This window comes from Marinactinospora rubrisoli (assembly GCF_042664915.1).
Classification (GTDB): Bacteria; Actinomycetota; Actinomycetes; order Streptosporangiales; family Streptosporangiaceae; genus Marinitenerispora; species Marinitenerispora rubrisoli.
This window is the reverse complement of the sequence record NZ_JBHTBH010000006.1, coordinates 372,783-391,872: the sequence shown is the minus strand read 5'-3', so window position 1 is coordinate 391,872 and position 19,090 is coordinate 372,783. Positions and strand designations below refer to the sequence as shown.

The 19,090-nt window shown below is 72.2% G+C and carries 19 protein-coding genes; 17 read left to right on the top strand and 2 right to left on the bottom strand.

The genetic code is table 11. The features are described 5' to 3' along the window. The first annotated feature begins 25 nt into the window (after positions 1–25). The 3 genes from ACFQRF_RS15145 to ACFQRF_RS15135 all read left to right on the top strand — a co-directional run bounded on the left by ACFQRF_RS15145 (position 26) and on the right by ACFQRF_RS15135 (position 2,941). Positions 26–1,699 (top strand): ABC-F family ATP-binding cassette domain-containing protein, encoded by a 1,674-nt coding sequence (locus ACFQRF_RS15145; protein ID WP_379871718.1) that lies wholly within the window; start codon positions 26–28, stop codon positions 1,697–1,699. Between the two features lie 2 nt (positions 1,700–1,701). After that, positions 1,702–2,307, top strand: coding sequence for a TetR/AcrR family transcriptional regulator (locus ACFQRF_RS15140; protein ID WP_379871717.1), 606 nt, complete (start codon positions 1,702–1,704; stop codon positions 2,305–2,307). A 250-nt stretch (positions 2,308–2,557) separates the two neighbouring features. Beyond that, positions 2,558–2,941, top strand: coding sequence for a VOC family protein (locus ACFQRF_RS15135; protein WP_379871716.1), 384 nt, complete (start codon positions 2,558–2,560; stop codon positions 2,939–2,941). Positions 2,942–3,134: 193 nt separating this feature from the next. Here ACFQRF_RS15135 and ACFQRF_RS15130 read toward each other — a convergent pair whose 3' ends face one another. Beyond that, on the bottom strand, positions 3,135–3,761 hold the full coding sequence (locus ACFQRF_RS15130; RefSeq protein ID WP_379871715.1) for a TetR/AcrR family transcriptional regulator: 627 nt from the start codon (positions 3,759–3,761) through the stop codon (positions 3,135–3,137). 164 nt (positions 3,762–3,925) lie between these two features. On the opposite strand from ACFQRF_RS15130, the gene ACFQRF_RS15125 reads away from it, so the two are divergent. From ACFQRF_RS15125 to ACFQRF_RS15095, 7 genes are all read left to right on the top strand, one after another. Beyond that, positions 3,926–5,110 (top strand): FAD-dependent oxidoreductase, encoded by a 1,185-nt coding sequence (locus tag ACFQRF_RS15125; protein WP_379871714.1) that lies wholly within the window; start codon positions 3,926–3,928, stop codon positions 5,108–5,110. A gap of 266 nt (positions 5,111–5,376) precedes the next feature. After that, the gene (locus ACFQRF_RS15120) at positions 5,377–6,459 is read left to right on the top strand and encodes a LacI family DNA-binding transcriptional regulator (RefSeq protein WP_379871713.1); all 1,083 of its coding nucleotides are present in this window, start codon (positions 5,377–5,379) and stop codon (positions 6,457–6,459) included. A gap of 313 nt (positions 6,460–6,772) precedes the next feature. Continuing rightward, the gene (locus tag ACFQRF_RS15115; RefSeq protein ID WP_379871712.1) at positions 6,773–8,020 is read left to right on the top strand and encodes a sugar ABC transporter substrate-binding protein; all 1,248 of its coding nucleotides are present in this window, start codon (positions 6,773–6,775) and stop codon (positions 8,018–8,020) included. Continuing rightward, on the top strand, positions 8,017–8,991 hold the full coding sequence (locus tag ACFQRF_RS15110; protein WP_379871711.1) for a carbohydrate ABC transporter permease: 975 nt from the start codon (positions 8,017–8,019) through the stop codon (positions 8,989–8,991). The genes ACFQRF_RS15115 and ACFQRF_RS15110 overlap by 4 nt, the downstream gene beginning before the upstream one ends. Beyond that, positions 8,988–9,827 carry a carbohydrate ABC transporter permease gene (locus ACFQRF_RS15105; RefSeq protein WP_379871710.1) on the top strand — a complete coding sequence of 280 codons (840 nt, stop codon included), beginning with the start codon at positions 8,988–8,990 and terminating at the stop codon, positions 9,825–9,827. The genes ACFQRF_RS15110 and ACFQRF_RS15105 overlap by 4 nt, the downstream gene beginning before the upstream one ends. Before the next feature lie 80 nt (positions 9,828–9,907). Then, the gene (locus tag ACFQRF_RS15100; protein ID WP_379871709.1) at positions 9,908–11,107 is read left to right on the top strand and encodes a glycoside hydrolase family 1 protein; all 1,200 of its coding nucleotides are present in this window, start codon (positions 9,908–9,910) and stop codon (positions 11,105–11,107) included. A gap of 122 nt (positions 11,108–11,229) precedes the next feature. Then, positions 11,230–12,633, top strand: coding sequence for a glucoamylase family protein (locus ACFQRF_RS15095; protein ID WP_379871708.1), 1,404 nt, complete (start codon positions 11,230–11,232; stop codon positions 12,631–12,633). Positions 12,634–12,760: 127 nt separating this feature from the next. Here the strand turns inward: ACFQRF_RS15095 and ACFQRF_RS15090 are convergent, their stop codons facing one another. After that, a complete protein-coding gene (locus ACFQRF_RS15090; protein WP_379871707.1) occupies positions 12,761–13,441 on the bottom strand; it encodes a hypothetical protein in 681 nt (226 codons plus the stop codon). A 229-nt stretch (positions 13,442–13,670) separates the two neighbouring features. Here ACFQRF_RS15090 and ACFQRF_RS15085 point away from each other — a divergent pair, with 229 nt between their 5' ends. The 7 genes from ACFQRF_RS15085 to ACFQRF_RS15055 all read left to right on the top strand — a co-directional run bounded on the left by ACFQRF_RS15085 (position 13,671) and on the right by ACFQRF_RS15055 (position 19,022). Then, a complete protein-coding gene (locus tag ACFQRF_RS15085) occupies positions 13,671–14,090 on the top strand; it encodes a hypothetical protein (protein ID WP_379871706.1) in 420 nt (139 codons plus the stop codon). A gap of 144 nt (positions 14,091–14,234) precedes the next feature. Beyond that, positions 14,235–15,140: a F510_1955 family glycosylhydrolase gene (locus ACFQRF_RS15080; RefSeq protein WP_379871705.1), complete on the top strand. Its 906-nt coding sequence runs from the start codon at positions 14,235–14,237 to the stop codon at positions 15,138–15,140. Positions 15,141–15,244: 104 nt separating this feature from the next. Beyond that, positions 15,245–15,667: a hypothetical protein gene (locus ACFQRF_RS15075; RefSeq protein WP_379871704.1), complete on the top strand. Its 423-nt coding sequence runs from the start codon at positions 15,245–15,247 to the stop codon at positions 15,665–15,667. Between the two features lie 280 nt (positions 15,668–15,947). Continuing rightward, on the top strand, positions 15,948–16,946 hold the full coding sequence (locus tag ACFQRF_RS15070) for a C40 family peptidase (protein WP_379871703.1): 999 nt from the start codon (positions 15,948–15,950) through the stop codon (positions 16,944–16,946). 195 nt (positions 16,947–17,141) lie between these two features. After that, the gene (locus ACFQRF_RS15065) at positions 17,142–18,245 is read left to right on the top strand and encodes a serine hydrolase domain-containing protein (RefSeq protein WP_379871702.1); all 1,104 of its coding nucleotides are present in this window, start codon (positions 17,142–17,144) and stop codon (positions 18,243–18,245) included. 101 nt (positions 18,246–18,346) lie between these two features. Then, a complete protein-coding gene (locus ACFQRF_RS15060) occupies positions 18,347–18,532 on the top strand; it encodes a hypothetical protein (protein ID WP_379871701.1) in 186 nt (61 codons plus the stop codon). Positions 18,533–18,581: 49 nt separating this feature from the next. After that, a complete protein-coding gene (locus tag ACFQRF_RS15055) occupies positions 18,582–19,022 on the top strand; it encodes a hypothetical protein (protein WP_379871700.1) in 441 nt (146 codons plus the stop codon). Positions 19,023–19,090 lie beyond the last annotated feature (68 nt).

Sequence of the window (19,090 nt, the reverse complement as noted above, 5' to 3'; positions counted from 1 at the left end):
ATCACGGCTGTGATAAATTGCGGGCATGGCACATCTCGACGTCGCTTCCGTGAGCTATTCGCTCCCTGACGGCAGCCCACTGCTGGACGAGGTGTCGTTCCGCGTCGGAGAGCGGGACCGCGTCGCGCTGATCGGGGCGAACGGCGCGGGCAAGAGCACGCTGCTCCGGATCATCACCGGCGAGCTGGCGCCGGACTCGGGCGGGGTCACACGCGGCGGGAGCCTCGGAATCATGCGCCAGTTCATCGCCGGTGGTACGGTCCGCGATCTGCTGCTGTCGGTCGCGCCGCCCGCGATCCGGGAGACCTCGGCCGCGCTCGACCGGGCCGATTCGGCGATGCGGGCGAACGGTACGACCGAGTCACAACTGGCCTTCGCGTCCGCGCTCGCCGCGTGGGGCGACGCCGGCGGCTACGACGCGGAGGTGCTGTGGGACGTGTGCACCACCGCCGCGCTCGGCGTGCCGTTCGAGCAGTGCCGGGACCGCCCGGTGGCCACGCTGTCCGGCGGTGAGCGGAAGCGGCTGGCACTGGAGGCGCTACTGCGCGGGCCGGACGACATGCTGCTGCTCGACGAGCCCGACAACTACCTGGACGTGGCGGGCAAGCGCTGGCTCGAAGACCGGCTGCTCGACACCGGCAAGAGCGTGCTCTACGTCAGCCATGACCGCGAACTGCTGGCCCGTACCGCCGGGTGCATCGTCACCCTCGAACTGGGAGCGGCGGGCAGCACCGCCTGGGTGCATCCGGGCGGATTCGCCACCTACCACCGCGCACGCGCGCAGCGGTTCGAACGGCTCGACGAACTACGCCGCCGCTGGGACGAGCAACGCGCCAAACTGCGCGCCCTCGTGCAGATGTACAAGCGGAAGGCCGCCTACAACTCCGACATGACCTCGCGGTACCGGGCCGCGCAGACCCGGCTCGCCCGGTTCGAGGAGGCCGGGCCGCCGGAGGAGCAGCCACGCGAGCAGAATCTGGCGATGCGGCTGCGCGGCGGCCGCACCGGGAAGCGGGTGCTCGTCTGTGAGGAACTGGAACTGTCCGGGCTCATGCGGCCGTTCGGCTTCGCGGCCTGGTACGGCGACCGGGTCGCGGTGCTCGGGGCGAACGGCTCGGGCAAGTCCCACTTCCTCCGCCTCCTCGCCGCGGGAGGCTCGGACCCCTCCCCGGAGCACCGGCCCGTCACCGACCTGACGATCGAACCGGTCGCGCACAGCGGGACGGCCCGGCTGGGCGCGCGGGTGCGGCCGGGCTGGTTCGCCCAGACCCACGGCCGCCCCGACCTGGCCGGACGTACCCTGCTGTCGATCCTGCACCACGGCGACGAGCACCGCTCCGGGATGCCCCGCGAGGAGGCGTCACGCGCGCTCGCCAGATACGAGCTGGCCCGCGCCGCCGAGCAGACCTTCGACTCGCTCTCCGGCGGCCAGCAGGCACGTTTTCAGATCCTGCTGCTCGAACTGGGCGGCGCGACCCTGCTGCTGCTCGACGAACCCACGGACAACCTCGACCTCGCGTCCGCGGAGGCGCTGCAACAGGCGCTGCGCGCGTTCGAGGGGACGGTCATCGCCGTGACGCACGACAGGTGGTTCGCCCGCGACTTCGGCCGGTACCTCGTCTTCGGCGCCGACGGCGACGTCCACGAATCCGGCCTGCCGGTGTGGGAGACGTCCCCCGCGGTACCGGAGAGGAGCTGACGATGCCCGCACGCATCGACCCGCGGCAGCGGCGCGGGCACGTGGTCGAGGCCGCGTTCCGGCTCGTCGTGGCCGAGGGGATCGACGGCCTGTCGCTGCGCAAGGTCGCCGCCGAGTCCGGACTGAACATCGGCTCGGTCCGGCACTACTTCAACGGACACGAGGACCTGCTCGCCGCCGCGGCGGAGGAGGCCGGCGACCGCATGGGCCGGCGGCTCGCCCACCACCCGGTGGACGGCCTGCGCGGCCTGACCGGCGCGGCCGCCCTGGACGCGCTCCAGGCGCTCGTGGAGGAGGTGCTGCCGGTCGATGACGAGCGACGCGACGAGTCGATCGTCGTCCTGGAACTCATCCTCGCCGCCCGCACCCGGCCGGTGTTCCGGCCGATCTCCGAGCGGATGGCCGCGGACCTCGGCCGGGTCGTCCTCGACGCTCTGACGGCGCTCGGCGTCCGTGACCCCGAAACCGGTGCCGCCCAGATCACCGCGCTCATCGGCGGCCTGACGATCGACACCGTCACCCCGCACGGCTCCCTCAGCGTCGAACGCCTCCGTGCCACCCTGCGCGCGCAGCTGCGAACGCTGCTGAACCACCATGAGGAGACATGAGGGGAAGTGAGGGGACGTGACGGCGCGCGGGCCGGATCTCCATGGCGGAAGTGATCCGTTCCGGAACGGCGGTCGTACAGTGGTGTCCCGCGAGCGCGCGCTCAAGCGGGACGGGAGCGGCGGCAGCGCGTCGATGGCGGCCCCACCGGCCTTCGGCGCACGCACGCCGCGCGTGGCCCACCTCGCCGTCGAACACGGCGGCCGGCGTGCGGCCCTTGGCTGACCCGCTACGTGACCGGGAGGTCCTGACATGGCCGGCAAGTTCACCGAGCTCGCGATCGACTGTGCCGATCCCACCGCTCTCGCCCGTTTCTGGTGCTCGGTCCTCGGCTACGAGGTGCACGGCGAAGAGGACGGGGTCGTCACGATCGGCCCTCCCGGGGCGGCCACGGACCGCCCCGGCCCGGTGCCGCCGGCACTGACGTTCGCGCGCGTGCCCGAGGGCAAGTCGGTCAAGAACCGGCTGCACATCGACATCAACCCGACCGACCGGGAGCGGGACGACGAGGTCCGCCGCCTGCTCGACCTGGGCGCCCGGTACGCCGACGTCGGCGGAACCGGGGAGGAGAGCTGGGTCACGCTCGCCGACCCTGAGGGGAACGAGTTCTGCGTCCTCGCGAGCCGTCTGGCCTGATCGGGGCGCGCACCGCGCCCGGCCCGCGTCCGGCCGCCCGCGAGCGCGGCCCCCGTCATGGCGATGACGCCGCGCGCGGGGACGGCCGCCGTCATCTCCCAGCGGCACTCCGTGCCGCACCGAACGGCGCATCGGCCACTCCGGACGGCGTTCGGCGCGTGAAACCGTGCTGACGCGCATCTCCGCGCGCCGGCTAGCCGCCGACCTGGACCGCTCCGCGGACCATGGCGGTCGCGAGATCGCGGACCGCCGCGCGGTCGAGTTGGCCGACGGGGCGCGCCACCAGAGTGAACAGCGCGCCACTGTAGAGGTCGACCAGTGTGCGGACACCGGCCGGTGAGACCGGCGTTGCCATCCTGACGTGCAGTTCGCGGGTGACGGCGAGCGCGTTGTCCAGCAGCGAGGCGAGGACGGCGGCGAGCGCGGGATGGCTCCGTGCCGCGAGCTGGAGTTCGACGACCGCCAGGTAGCGCTCGCGCAGTGTCGTCGCCGCCGTCCAGAGCGAGTCCGCGAGCAGGCCGGCCAGTTCGTCGGCGGTCCACCGCTCCGTGTGCTCCCGCGACGGCCCGGCCGCGCCCGTGCCGTCATCGCCGCCCGTGGTGGCCGCCGCCATGTCCGCCATGTGCAGCTCAAGAATCCGCTCGGCGGCCGCCACCAGGAGCGCTTCCCGGTTCCGGAAGTAGTTCGAGGCGGTCCCCGCGGGAAGACCGGCGAGCCGTTCCACGGACCGGTGGGTCAGGCCGTGCGCGCCCTGGTCGGCGAGAAGGGCGACGGCGGCGTCCGCGAGGGCGCGCCGGCGACGCGGGTTGGCGGCGGGCATGGGTCGAGTCTAGGTCGCGCGTCCGGGATGACGGCCCGCCTGGTGCCGCGCACTACCGGCCCCTCGGACCGGCGGGGCCGCCGTGCCGGATAGCATTCACTACGATGGTAGTGAATAGCGGCCGGTCGTGCACCGATCGCGACGTGAGAGATGACGGAGCAGCCATGCGGGAGTTCACGGCCACGGTGGCCGGTGGAGGGATAGCGGGACTCGCTTCGGCGACGGCGCTCGCACGGGCGGGGTGGCGGACCACGCTGCTGGAGAGCCGGCCGGAGCCCGGCGAGGAGGGCGCCGGAGTCGCCCTGCCCCGCAACGGGGTCACCGCCCTGCGCGCCCTCGGATTCGATGACCGGCTCATCGGAGAGGTCGGCCATGCGACCGTTCACGCGGGTTTCCGGGACCGGCTCGGCCGCCCGCTCCTTCGCGTCCCGGACCGCACGGACACCCGCCCGGCGATCACGATCCTGGGGGTGCACCGGCGGCGGCTGCACTCCGCGCTGCTCCGCAGGGCCCAGGAGGCCGGAGTCGAGCTGGTGCCGGGCGCCCGCGTCACCGGTGTGCGGCCCGGGGAGCCCGGCGGGCCCCCGGCGGCCGTGACGTGGCAGCACGACGGCACCGCACGGCAGGTGGAGTCCGACCTGGTGGTCGGGGCGGACGGAATGTGGAGCGCCGTCCGCCGCGAGCTCTTCCCAGCGGCGCGGCCCCGGTACAGCGGCAGCACCAGCTGGCGCGCGATCATCCCGAAGAACGGGTTCGAGGACGCTCTCGTGGAGTACCTGGGCCCGGGCGCGGAGTTCGGGGCGATGCCGGTCAGCGAGTCCGAACTCTACTGGTACGGCTACTTCCGCCACGCGGAGAGAACGGCCTTCAGCGACGAACTCGCCGCGGCACGTGCCCGGTTCTCCGGATGGGCGCCAGAGGTCGCCGGGCAACTCGCGGCCACCGATCCCGACCGGCTGATGCGCCATGACGTCTACCATCTGCCGGGCGGCCTGCCCACCTACATCCGGGGCCGGGTCGTGATGGTCGGCGACGCCGCCCACGCGGCACTGCCCACCATGGGCGCGGGCGCGGCGACCGCCCTTGAGGACGCGGCCTGTGTGGGCGCGCTCGTCGGGGCGCCGGTCGCGCGGGGCGGCGACCTGCGGCACGCGCTCGCGAAGTTCGACGCGATCCGGCGCCCCCGGTGCCGGGCCATCGCCCGGCTGGCGGTCGTCAACGCGCGGTTCGGGGCCGACCTCGGTGGCGGCCTGCGCCAGACGCTGCGCAACACCGTCCTGCGCCTTCTCCCCGGCGGCACCCTGGCCCGGGCGGCCGCCCCGCTCGTGTGGTGGGCGCCTCCGGCCTGAGCCGGAGCCGCCCGGGCGCTCCGCCGGCCCGGCCGCGCTCAGACCAGCCGGGCGAGGAGGGGGATCTGGCCGGGGTCCGCAAAGGCCGAGCCGAAGCCCGGCGCCACGGTGAAGGCGGCATCGGCCTCGGCGGCCGCGGCTCGGCGCGAACATGTCTGGCGGCCTGCCGCCCGCCGGGTCACCGGCGCCGGGATCGAGTCGACACGGGTGCGGCGCCCTCATAGGATGAATGCGCTTTCACTGAGATTCGGTCAGGGGGTCCGCAGGTGGGGACGGCTGCCACCGTGTACGACGTCGCCGAGCGGTCCGGAGTCTCCATCGCGACCGTCTCGCGTGTCTACCGCCAACCCGAGTCCGTGCGGAAGCAGACCCGTGAGCGCGTCCTGGGGGTCGCGCGCGAACTCGGGTACGTGCCCAGCGGGAACGCCCGGGGCCTGGCCAGCCGCTCCACCGGGGTGCTCGGACTCTGCTTCCCGGACTACGCCGATCCCGGCGCCGAGGCCGAGGCCAGTGAGGCGGGCGAGTCCGACGACGACGCCATGCTCTACTCCGACCAGATCATCCGCGGCATGGAGCGCGCCGCGCGGCGCAACGGCTACGCGCTGCTCATCGCCGCGTCCCTGGAAGAGGGGCCGGAGGGACTGGTGCACAAGGTCGCCGGGCGCGTCGACGGGTTCGCCGTGCTGGCCGGCACCGTCCCCGCCGGGGAGCTGGCGGCCATCGCCCGGCGCATGCCGATCGTCGTACTGGCCGGACCCGGCGGGGAGCGGCGGACCGACCTGCTGGACCACGTCGAGGTCGCCAACGAGGACGGCCAGGAGGAGATCACCCGCCACCTGATCGAGGAGCACGGAGTGCGCCGGCCGGCCTTCGTCGGCGCGGGCGCGGAATCTCCGGACGGAGAGGCCCGCTTCCGCGGGTACCGCAGGGCTCTCCTCGCGGCGGACCTTCCCGCGCCGTCCGAACCTGATCTGCGGGTGGGCATGATGACCCGCGCCGAAGGCGCCCGGGCCGCCGAAATCCTGCTGGACCGCGCCGGAGGAGCGCCGGAGGCCATCGTGTTCGCCAACGACCAGATGGCGGTGGGCGCCCTGCACGCTCTGGAGGGGCGCGGCGTGCGCGTCCCCGAGGACGTCGCGGTCACCGGCTTCGACGGAATACCGCTCGGCCGCCTGGTGCGCCCGGGCCTGACCACGGTGCGCCAGCCCATGCGGCAGCTGGGGGAGGAGGCCGTGAACCTGCTGGTCGGGCGGCTCAACGGCGGCCTGGCGGGAGAGCGCGTGTCGAAGGTGCTCCCGGTGTCCCTGGTGCGCCGGCAGAGCTGCGGATGCGGGACCGCGCCCCGGTGAGCGGTTCGCCCGAGCGGTAGCGCGCGAGCCCGGCGCGGCGGGCTCGCGCCCCCGCTCCCCGGAGGCGCGGCGGGCGCCTCGGGCGAGGGCGCGTCCGGCCGCGCGATCGCGACCGTGCCGGACGGCGGAACGCGGCAGGTCACCGGCGTTACGGGGTCGTGCCCCGGGTGGCACGCCGGCCGGCCGGTGCCGGGCCGTGGTGTTACGGGAGTGTGACCTGCCTCTCTCTTGACGATCTCGGACCGGTTGCCGGAGGGTGATGTATGCGCTTACAGGAAGCGCATACATTTTCAGCACCCGAGGAGGAGCGGTCATGCACCGTGCCGCCAGAACCGCGCCGGCGGCCATCGCGCTGGCGCTCGCCGCATCCGCGTGCGCGGGCTCCGGAGGCGGCCAGGTCGCCGCCGACGAGGAGCAGACCATCACCGTCTGGGCCATGGGCGCCGAGGGCGAGCGGCTGGCCGAGGTCGCTCAGGCGTACGAGGCCGACCACCCCGGCATCACCGTCGAGGTCACCCCCATCGGCTGGGACATCGCGCACCAGAAGCTCGTCTCGGCCGCCGCCGCGGGCGAACTGCCCGACATCGCGCAGATGGGCAGCACGTATCTGGGGGAGTTCGCCGCGCTCGGCGTCCTGGAGCCGGTCGGCAGCGGAACGGCCGACCCGGACTCGTTCTTCCCCGCCGCCTGGGAGCAGGTGGAGGTCGACGGGACCGCCTACGGCGTGCCCTGGTACGTCGACACGCGCGTCCTGTACTACCGCACCGATCTCGCCGAGGAGGCGGGCATCGACGAAGCCCCGGCCACGTGGCAGGAACTCGGGGACGCCGCCCGGGCATACCAGGACGAGGCGGGGACGCGGTGGGGGATCTCCCTGCAACCCGGCGGCCTGGACGCGGTGCAGTCGTTCTTCCCGTTCCTCTACTCGGCCGGTGGGGCGATCGTCGACGACGACGGGCGTTCCGCCATCGCCGACGACGCTTCGGTTCGCGCGCTCGCCGAATACGGCTCCTACTTCGAGGACGGACTGGCGAACCGGAGCGTCCAGCCCGGCTACGACGTCCTCAAGGACTTCGGCACCGGCGACGTGCCGATGTTCCTGTCCGGCCCATGGATGGTGACCTCCCTCAACGAGCAGTACCCCGACCTGGACGGCAGATGGGACGTGGCCCCCGTGCCCGCGGACGAGACGTCCACGTCCATGGCCGGCGGCTCCAGCCTCGTGGTCTTCCAGAGCAGCCGGCACAAGGCCGCCGCCCAAGAGTTCGTCGCCGCGCTCACCGATGCCGAGGCGCAGGCCGACTGGTACCACCGCACCAGCAACCTGCCCGCCAGCACCGAGGCATGGCAGGACGAGGAGCTGGCCGGCAACGCGGTGCTGCAGGTCTTCCGGGAGCAGATGGAGTCCGCCATCGCCACCCCGACCCTGGCCAACTGGACCGAGATCAGCGCCCAGGCCGACACCGCCATCGAAGCGGTGGCGCGCGGCACCAAGAGCGCGCGGGACGCCGCGGCCGAGGCCGACCAGGAGATCGAAACGCTGCTGGAGCAGGTGTCGTGAGCAGCGTGACGGCGGCGGCCCCGCGCGCCGCCGCGCCCAGCCGTGGTCCCGCGGGCCGCGCAGGACGCGGCGGTGGGGCACGGCGCCGGCCGTCCGGCAGGAGGAACGCCGCCGGGTGGCTCTTCGCCACCCCGTTCCTGGCGATCTTCACCACGTTCATGGCGTTCCCGATCGCCGCCACGCTCCTGATGAGCTTCACCGACTTCGGGCTGACGCAGGTCACCAACCCGCTGAGCGCACGCTTCGTCGGCTTCGACAACTATCTCCGGCTCTTCGAGGACCAGAAGTTCCGCAAGGCGCTGTTCAACACCGGCTACTTCGTCGTGCTCGGTGTGCCGCTGACCGTGTTCTGCGGCCTCGTGATCGCGGTGCTGCTCAACAACGGCATCGGCCGCGCGCGCACCTTCTTCCGGGCGGGCTTCTACACCCCCGTGGTGACCAGCATCGTCGCGGTCGCCATCGTCTGGCGCTTCGTGCTGGATCCGGCCGACGGCCTCATCGCGGGCCTGGCGGCCGAGCTCGGCCGCACCGCCCCGGACTTCCTCGGCTCGGAGACGCTGGCGATGCCGTCGCTCATCGCGATGGCGGTCTGGCGCAACCTCGGCACGGCCATGGTGCTCTTCCTCGCCGGCCTGCAGGCGATCCCGGCCGACGTGCGGGAGGCCGCGCGGCTCGACGGCGCGGGTATCTGGCACGAGTTCCGGTCCATCACCGTGCCCCTCCTGCGCCCCACGATGCTCTACGCGCTCGTGATCACGACCATCGGCTACCTCAACGTCTTCGAAGAGCCGTTCGTCATGACCCAGGGCGGCCCCTCCGACAGCACCCTCACCGTGTCCCTGCACATGTACCGCGAAGGCTTCGGCTTCTTCCACATGGGCTACGCGAGCGCGATGGCCTACGTCCTCTTCCTGGTGATCGCGGCCATCACGGTGCTCCAGCTGCGGCTACTGAAGGACAACACCAAATGAGCCCCGCACTCGCCGCGCGTGCGCGCAGAGCGCTGACCTACCTGCTGCTGTCCGCCGGACTCCTGGTCATGTCCGCGCCGTTCCTGTGGATGGCGCTGTCCTCCTTCAAGACCGGACCGGAACTGACGGCCGCGCCACCCGTCTGGATCCCCACCGAGTGGACGCTGGAGAACTTCGCCCGCCTGCTGGAGCGCCTGGACATGGTGCGCTCCACGCTGAACTCGGCGCTGGTGGCCGCGCTCGTCACGGCCGGCAACCTCGTGTTCTGCTCGATGCTCGGCTACGCGCTGGCCAAGCTCGACTTCGCCGGGCGCGGCAAGATCTTCGCCCTCGTCCTCGGGGCGCTGATGGTGCCCGGCAACCTCATGCTGCTGCCCCTGTTCGTGCTGATGAGCCGGCTCGGGCTGCTCGACTCCTACGCGGCGCTGGTGCTGCCGTTCGCCGCTGGAGCCATCGGGGTCTTCCTCATGCGCCAGTTCATGCTGTCACTGCCCGACGAGCTCATCGAGGCGGCCCGGATGGACGGCGCCTCGGAGTGGTACATCTTCTGGCGCGTCGTGATCCCGCTGGTCAAACCGGCGCTGGCGACACTGGCGGTCCTCACCTTCCTGAGCTCCTGGAACAACTTCGTCTGGCCGCTGATCGCCACCAACGACCCCGACAAGTACACCCTGCCGGTGGCCCTGGCCACCTTCGCCACCGACCCCAACCAGTCGGCAGGCTCCAACGGCATGCTCATGGCCGGCTCGCTGCTGGTCGTGCTCCCGGTGCTGCTCGTCTTCATCCTGCTGCAGCGCCACTTCACCCAGGGCATCGCGACCACCGGCCTGAAGTGACGCCGCGGCGCACCGCACGCGGCGGGCCGCCCAGACCGACGCGGCCCCGCCCCACCACCATGGGAGAGACGGAACCGACGATGACTCACACCGCGACGCGGATCCCCGACGGCTTCCTCTGGGGCGCCTCCACCGCCGCGCACCAGATCGAGGGCAACAACACCAACAGCGACTGGTGGCGCAAGGAGCACACCCCGGGCACCCGCATCGCCGAGCCCAGCCTGGACGCCTGCGACAGCTACCACCGCTGGCGCGAGGACATGGACCTGCTGGCGGATCTGGGGTTCACCGACTACCGGTTCAGTATCGAGTGGGCCCGCATCGAACCCGCGCCCGGGCACTTCTCCCGCGCCGAACTCGACCACTACCGGCGCATGGTCGAGGGCGCGCTCGAGCGGGGGCTGCGTCCGATGGTGACGCTGCACCACTTCACCGTTCCCCAGTGGTTCGAGGAGCGCGGGGGATGGACCGCCGACGGTTCGGCCGAGCTGTTCGCCCGCTTCGCCGAACGGTCCGGCGCCGTGGTCTCCGAAGGAGTGCGCCACGTGTGCACCATCAACGAGCCCAACATGATCGCCGTCATGGCGGGCGCCGCCAAGGCCGGCGACGTGGGCTTTCCGCCCGCCGGGCTGCCCACGCCCGACGAGGAGACCACCGAGGCGGTCATCGCCGCCCATCTCGCGGCGAAGGCGGCCCTGCGGGTGGCCGCCCCCGGCGCGCTGATCGGATGGACCATCGCCAACCAGGTGTACCAGCCACTGCCCGGCGCCGAGGAGGTGACCGCCGCCTACCGCTACCCGAGGGAGGACGTGTTCATCGAGGCGGCGCGCGAGGACGACTGGATCGGCGTGCAGTCCTACACCCGCACCAGGATCGGCCCTGACGGTCCGATCCCCGCGCCCGGCGACGCCGAGCGCACGCTGACGCAGTGGGAGTACTACCCGCCCGCGGTCGGGCACGCGCTCCGCCACACCGCCGCGGTCGCCGGGGACGTCCCGCTCATCGTCACCGAGAACGGCATCGCCACCGACGACGACGCGCGCCGCATCGACTACTACACCGGAGCCCTGAGCGAGGTCGCCTCGGCACTGGACGACGGCCTCGACGTCCGGGGCTACCTGGCCTGGAGCGCGCTCGACAACTACGAGTGGGGTTCCTACCGGCCCACGTTCGGGCTCATCGCGGTCGACGCGCGGTCCTTCGAGCGCACGCCCAAGCCGTCCGGGCGGTGGCTCGGGGCGATCGGCCGCACCCGCGAACTCCCCCGCGCCGCTTCCTGAGACCGCGCTCCCCGGCGCCGGGGAGCGCGTGCCCGGTGCGCTCCGGTGTGCGGCCCGGCCGCACGGCCGGGCGCCGGCCCCATCGGCCGATCCTCGTTCCCACCTCGAAAGGTACTGCCCGCATGGACCGTCGCGCCTTCCTCTCCGCCGGGGCCACCACGGCCCTCGCCCTCGGCCTGCCCGCGACCGCGCACGCCTCGTCCCGGCCGCGGCCCGCTCCCGGCGACACCGCGCTCCTGCGCCGCTGGTTCGCCGCCACCTACCGGTCCATCGAGGCGATGACCACCGAGTTCGGCCTGGCCGCCGACAAGCTCGACGTCGTCACGGCCGGCGCCACCCCCTCGCGCCAGACCTCCCCGACGAACATCGGCTGCGGCCTGTGGTCGACGGTCGCCGCGCGCGGGCTCGGCGTCATCAGCGCGAAGCGGGCGGCCCGGCGGCTGGCCGCGGCCGTCGAGGCCGTGGAGCGCCTGGAGCGCTTCGCCGGGTTCTGGGCCAACTGGTACGACGCCTACGACGGCTCCCTGCTCACCACGTGGCCGGAGAGCGGCGACCCGGTGCGGCCCTTCCTGTCCACGGTGGACAATGCCTGGCTGGTCACCGGGCTGATGATCGCCGCCGACGCCGAGGAGTCGCTGCGCCCGCGGATCGCGCGGCTCCTCGCGGACGCGGACTGGTCGTTCTTCTACACGCCCTACGACGAGGAGAATCCCGACGCCGAACCCGGCCAGCTGCGCGGAGGCGTGTGGACGGACACCGGTGAGCCGACCGCCCACCACTACGGCGCGCTCAACACCGAGCCCCGCATGGCGAGCTACCTCGGCATCGGCGACGGCACGCTGCCGCCCGAGCACTACTGGCACCTGCTGCGCACCATGCGCCCCGAGCACGAGCAGCAGCAGAAGCCCGGGGGAGAGTACACCGAGGTGGACGGGGTCCGGGTGTGGAACGGGCACTACACCTACCGCGGCCGCAGGGTGCTTCCCAGCTGGGGCGGTTCGATGTTCGAAGCGCTGATGGTGCCCTTGTTCGTCCCCGAGGCGGAATGGTCCCCGCGGGCGTGGGGAGTGGCGCACGAGCGGTACGTCCGCAGCCACATCGAGCACGGCCTGGCGGCGGAGAACTACGGCTACTGGGGCTTCTCGCCCGCGAGCGTTCCCGAGGGCGGGTACTCCGAGTACGGGGTCGACGAGATCGGGATGCTGGTCGGCGGATACCGATCCCACGGGGTCGTCACACCGCACGCCTCCTTCCTGGCCCTGCAGCAGGCACCGGGCGAGGCGGTCGCCAACCTCGCGGCGATGGCGCGCGACTTCGACGTGTACGACGAGGCGTACGGTTTCCGGGACTCCATCGACGTGCGCAGCGGCGTGGTCAGCGATGTCATCCTCGTCCTGGACCAGGGGATGATCGCCGCGGCCATCGCCCAACACCTGCGTCCAGGGCTGCTGCAGCGCCCGTTCCGAACCGGCGGCTTCACCGACCGCGTGCGCCCCCTGCTGGAACGGGAGAGGTTCACGCTGTAGCGCCGCTCCGGGACCGCCGGACCGCCAGGCGCCGGGCGTGGCGGCCCGCCGAACGAGCCCGCCCGCCGACCACCGGGCCGGCGAGCCGGGCGCGGCCGTTCCGGCGTCGGGCGATCGGCCTGACGGGTCAGGTGAGACGTGCTGGCCGATGGTGGCGGTGTGGAGCGTCCCAGCGGTCTTGAACTGCAGGAACAGCCGCTGGTTTCCTGCTTTTGGGGAATTCGGCCATGAAGCGCAGGACGGGGCCGCCACGCCCGCCGGCCACCTCGGTCAGCGGGTGCAGGTGCGCGAAGGCCGGGTCGCCCTCATGAAAGGCGGTCAGATGGGCGTAGGCGTCCAGGTACGGCTGCAGGTCGGTGACGGGTTCCCCGTTGCGGCCCACCGTTACGGTGAGCGGGCTTTCCAACCCGTGTTCAAGGTCGCCCTCGAAGAGGAGCGTGTAACCGTCCACCGTGACCGAGGAAGAGGGAGCCGGCAGGGGAGAGGTTGTGGCCGTCCCGGGCACGGTCAAAGGCCGGCTGAGGACGAAGTCCTGCCCCTTGCCGAGGCCATTGCCGGGGGTGAACTGCGCGAACACCCGCCATGATTCGGGGGTGAGGGCCGCCAAGGGCACGGTCCAGGTGCCGTCGGGCGTCATGTGGCCGTGGACGTGCTGGAATCCGGTGAGGTCGGAGCGGATGGCGTAGAAGTGCAGCCGTTTCGTCATGCTCACGGCGAAGTCGGTGACGGGCCGTCCATCGGGGCCGGTGATGGTGAACGTGTAGGAGGCCGCTCGGCCGGGTGGGAGCGTCCGGGTGTCGCTGGCCAAGGTGTAGCCGTCCTCGTGGGAGGCCGGTCCGGCGCCGGTGGCGCCGCCGGCCGCACCGGGCTCGGGCGGTGCGCGGTGATGGGACGACGCGACCGCGCGACGACTTCCCGGTGGGGGAGCCCTCAGGGCCGGACCGCGCGACCTGCGGGGGGCGGCGGAGCGCCGCCTTGATCCACCCCTAAGATGACGGGCGAACGGCCGAAGTGGCGGAGGTGGCGAGGTGCGGCACATGGGTCATCGCCTCGGCCGCCGTTCGGATGAGCGGCGTCCCCCGGCCCTGGTGGGGCGCATCGCCCTCATGGCGGCCATGCTCCTGGTCATCCTGGCGTTCCTCGGCCACCACGGGGTGGTCCGGCCGGACGTGTTCGCGCCGCACGCGGCCGGGCTCGGGCGTCTCTCCACGGCGATGGGGACGGACGGAGAGCCGACGCGGACCACACCGCACCATGCCGCCGACGTAGCGGTCTGCGGTACCGAAACGGCGATGTGCCTGAGCGCGAAATCCGACATCGCCTTCCCACCGCCGGGCCGTCTCACCTTCGCGGAGCTTCTCACCCCGCCGGGCCGGGAGAGGCCCCTCGTGCCACCGCCGATGTGCGCCCCTCCTCCCACACCCGATCTGGCCGAACTGTCGGTGCTGCGGATCTAGCAGCGGCCGGCCGGTCCTGGTCGCGGGCGCTGTGCGGCGCCCCGGGGCCGGCCGCGTCCCGAACCGGAACCAGAACCAGAGGTGTGGACCCGGGCACCGCCGTGCCCGGGTGCTCAAGCGAGCGAGAAGGCACGGACGATGACGATGACGAGAATTCTCCTGACCGCGGAAGAGCCGAAGATCCGGCGTGCCCGGCCAGGCGTTCGGGGCAGGGTGGTGCGGTTCGGAGCGATGGCGGTGCTGGCCGCCGTCGTCTCCGCGTGCGGCGGGACCTCCGGCGGCGACGTGGGGGTCTCCCTGCCCGGCGAGGCCGCACACGTGCACGGGGTCGGCGCGGATCCCGACACGGGCGAGGTGTTCGTCGCCACGCACAACGGCCTGTACCGCATCCCCGCTCCCGGCGCCGCCGACGGCGCGGAGCCGGCGAGTCCGGAGAAGATCGGTCCGACGATCGACCTGATGGGGTTCTCGATCGCGGGTCCCGGCCGATTCATCGCGAGCGGGCATCCCGGCCCGGGCACGGACATGCCCGACCCCGTTGGACTGATCGAGTCACTGGACGGTGGGCGGAGCTGGCGGTCGCTGTCCCTGGAGGGAGAGTCCGACTTCCACGCTCTGGCCTCGGGGGCGGAACGGACGGTCGGCTTCGACGGGCGGTTGCGCGCCACCGAGGACGGCCGGACCTGGGAGGACCTCGCCGGAGGCGTCGAGCCGTTCGCGCTGGCGGTCTCCGACGATGGCGCCACGCTGCTCGCCACGACCGCCCAGGGGCTGCGCCGGTCGAGCGACGGCGGCACCGCCTTCACGCCGGTCCCGGACGCTCCGGCCCTGGCTCTGGTCGCCTGGGTCGCGGGCACCGGCACCGTGTACGGAGTGGCGGTCGATGGTGGGGTGCACCGCAGCACGGACGCCGGCGCGGACTGGACGCGCACGGGAGCGGTCGAAGGCGAACCGCAGGCGCTGTACGCCGACGGCGGCCAGATCCTGGTGGTCGCCGACCACCGGGTGACCCGCTCCACCGATGCAGGCGCGACCTTCCGGGGCTGGTGATGAGCGGACCCGCCCTCGACCAGGCTCGGGCGGTGCCGCCCTCCTCGGCGCCGGTGTTCGCGGAGCGGCGCATCCGGCTTCTGGCGATTGTGTAGGCTTCCTCCGTGTTCGACCCGACTTCCAGCGTGCCGCGGCAGCCCCTGGTCAGGGGCCTGCTGTCGGCACTGCTGGTCGGCGTCGTCCTCCTCTGCTCGATCTGCCACGTCGAAAGCGCGTCCGCGGCCACCGCCTCCGATCCCGGCTCGCACACCGCAGGCCCGCTCGTGGAGACGGCGGGGCCGCAGAATGACGCGGCACACGAGCACGCCGAGAGCCGGCACTGCGACGACGGCGGAGCCGTGGGCGCCGACCTGCGCTCGGGTGGTGCCGCGAAGCTGCTGGCTCTGCTCGCTCTCGGCCTGGCGCTGGTGGCGGCGGTCTGGCTCGCCCCGCCGAAGGCCGACGTGCCGCGCCGGCTTCTCACACGCGTCGCGTTGCCGCGTCCGGGAACGCGGCTGTTGCTCACCCTCTGCGTGATCCGGGTCTAGGCCGACTCCGCCGGGACGGCGCACCCGGCCCGCGCCCGCGGTGTCGCCCCGGGCTCCCGGGGCGGAGCCGCGCCCGGGAACCGCCGCGTCTTCCGGACGGGCCCCTAGGCCCGCCCGCGGGGCGCCCATGGCTCCCGGCCGAGCGCGCCGTCTCACTCCCGTATCGCCCCCGCCCCGCCGCGTGCCCGCGCCCGCCCTCCGACCAGGGACGGGATCGCGGACGCGGCCCGGCGCTGTGGCGTCCTGCCCGGAATTTCCAGCATCGAGGAGTGAACCACCCGTGACCGACAACGGGAGCGTCAAGAACCGAGTCCTCACCGGGGTCAGCGTCCTGGCGGCGAGCAGCCTGATCCTGCCCGCCGGCGTCGCCCACGCCGAACCCGAACCCACCCAGGAGGAGGTGGAGCAGCGGATCGAGGAGCTCACCGAGGAGTCGAGCTCCCTGGTCCAGGAGTACAACCAGGCCAAGGAGGACCTCGACGCCGCCGAGAAGCGGCTGGAGGCGCTCGACGAGCAGGTCGGCGACGAGGAGGACCGCTACACCGAACTCCGTGACGAGATCGCGGAGCTCGCCGCAGCCGCCTACAAGTCGGGGGACCTCGACTCCACGACCACGATCCTGAGCGTGGAGAACCCCGAGGACGTCGTCGACCAGTCGGCGGACCTGTCCTACCTCTCCGAGAGCCAGCAGGCCCGGCTCGACGAGTTCGCCGGGTCTTCCGAACGCCTCCTCACCCTCAGACAGGAGGCCGAGGACGCCCGCGACGCGGCCAAGGAGCAGACCGAGGAACTCGCGGACCAGCAGGAGAAGATCGAGGAGAAGCTGGCCGAGCAGGAGGAACTGCTCGCCGGCTTCGCGGGCGAGAATCCCATCGCGGGCACGAGCGACAACGCCGGCGGAGCCTCCTACTCCGGATCCGCGACCGGGAACGCCCGCGCCGCCGTCGACTTCGCCTTCAGCAAGATCGGCACGCCGTACCTGTGGGGCGGGACCGGCCCGAACGGATATGACTGCTCGGGCCTGATGCAGGCATCCTGGGGTGCCGCAGGGGTCAGCATCCCCCGCACCACCTACACCCAGTTCGAGCTGCCCAACAAGGTGTCCTACGAGGATCTGCAGCCCGGGGACATCATGTTCTTCTTCGACGACCTGGGCCACAACGGCATGTACGTGGGCAACGGCCAGATGGTGCACGCGCCGAGCAGCGGCAAGACGGTCTCCGTGGTGAACCTCGCCGACTACTGGGCTCAGCACTTCGTCGGAGCCGTCCGGCCCTGACCGCTCACCTGCCGCCGGGGGAGTGTTCTCCGGCGGCAGGTGCCCTCGGGGCGACGAGGCCGCCGCCCGCCGCCCCGAGGCGCGCCCCTGTCACCCCTCGCCCGCCGGGCCGTCACCCGTTGCGTCATATACCCCCCGGGGGTACATTTCATGCGAGTGTCCGGGCGATCCGGACCGGGCGAGGAGGCAGGGGCAATGGACGTCACGGGGTTCGCCGCGGATGGGTACCAGGCCGTGCGCGAGGTCTTCCAGCGGTTGGCCGGCGACGGACGGGAGACCGGGGCCGGCCTCTCGGTCTGGCGGGACGGGCACGAGGTGGTCCGGCTGGAGGCCGGGTGGGCCGACGCCGGGCGCAGCCGCCCGTGGCGCGCGGACACGCTGGTGCAGCCGTACTCGCTGTCGAAGACGTTCGTCGCGCTCGCCGCGCTCGTGGCGGTGCGCGACGGAGCCCTAGGGCTGGACGAGCCGATCGCCGGGCACTGGCGCGAGTACGGTGTCCGGGGCAAAGAGGAGACCACGCTCCGCCACGTGCTCACCCATCGGGCCGGGCAGCCGCGGTTCCCGGCCGGGGCCGCTGACGTCGACCTGCTGGACGACGCGCGGCTGCGGAAGAGCCTGGCCCAGGCGGCTCCGGAGTACGTCCCGGGCACGTCGCTGGGGGAGCACGCGCTCACCTACGGGCATCTGGTCGACGGCATCCTGCGCGCGGCCGCCGGAACCACCCTGGGCGAGATGTTCAACGACGTGGTGCGCCCCGCGCTGGACCTGGACGCCTGGTTCGGGGTGCCGGACGCCGAACTGGACCGTGTCGCCGACCTCGAATACGCCGACCCCGACTGGCCACGACAGTTGCACGCGGCGCCCTGGCTGACGATTCCGGCCGGCGCCCTCGATGTCGAGCGGACCAACTCCCGGGCGTGGCGGCAGTCGGTCTTCGGGGCGGTCAACCTGCACACGACCGCGACCGCGATGGCGGGCTTCTTCGCCCGCCTCACCAGCGAGGACGGCCCGGTACACGCCCTCCTCGGCCCGCGGCTGCACACCGAGCTGCTCGCTCCCCAGGTCACCGGCTTCGATGAGGTCTTCGGTACCGAGGTGACCTGGACACTGGGCTTCGTGCGCGACCGAGGCAAGATCGCCAAGGGCGGGATCGGTGGTTCCGCCGCCTGGTGGTCGCGGCGGCACCACCACTCCGCCGCGTACCTCACGCGCCGATTGGCCGACCATTCCCGGGCTGCTGAGATCGCCGCGGCCCTGGGGGATGATCTGGCCGTGGTGGGCGAGGACTCCGCGCGGTGAGGGTTCGCGGAAACGGCAGGACGCCGTGGGCGGCGATGGCAGGCGGCCCCCGGATCGCGCGCGGGGGTCGACGAGGGCGCTCACACCCCATGAAGATCCGCATGAACCCGTTGCGTCACCTCCAACTGGACGGCCTGTTGCTTCGAGCCGGCCTGCCGTTCCTGCCAGCGGAGATCGCGATCCCCGCCTACCGCGCTCACCAGAACCGATGGGATCGTGCCCTCCAGGCGCTCGTGGACGACGGCGCCCCCGGCCCCCACCGTCCGGAGGAGCCCCGGGAGCCGTGACCGCGGAGTCCGATTAGGCTCTATCCGGAATTCTTGTAAGGGCTGTGGCGTGGTTGAAATTGAGTCTTTCCTGAAAGGTGTAGACGGCAGGTTCATTAGAGTGGAGGCTTGCCGAGCTAGCCCGCCGGACATCGACTATATCGAGGGTGCCATCCGGCTTTCCGTCGATGGAGTGGAAATGATCGGCACCACGGAGTGGGACTACGTTGATCAACTCTGGTGCTATATCGCTGAAATGGTGGAAAAATTGAAACGCTCCGGGTATGCGGAGACGTATTTTCCGGATCAGCCGATCATGCTCTCTTTTCGATCTGTGGGTCATCGTGTCCTGCTGGTCGCCAAAATTGGTGAGGAAGTCAGGGCGGCATATGCTACGTATACTGATCTAGTCGATGTCGTTAACTCTGCTGGAGTGGCCTTCTTTGACCGAATGTCTGAGCTGGCCCCGGGTAATTCGTATACCGAAGCGCGGAAACAGTTGTCGGCTTGACGGGGGTGGGGGTCGGAGCGGGGGCGCTGACACAAGAGTTGGGCTGCACCCCTTTCTTGGGCGGTTGG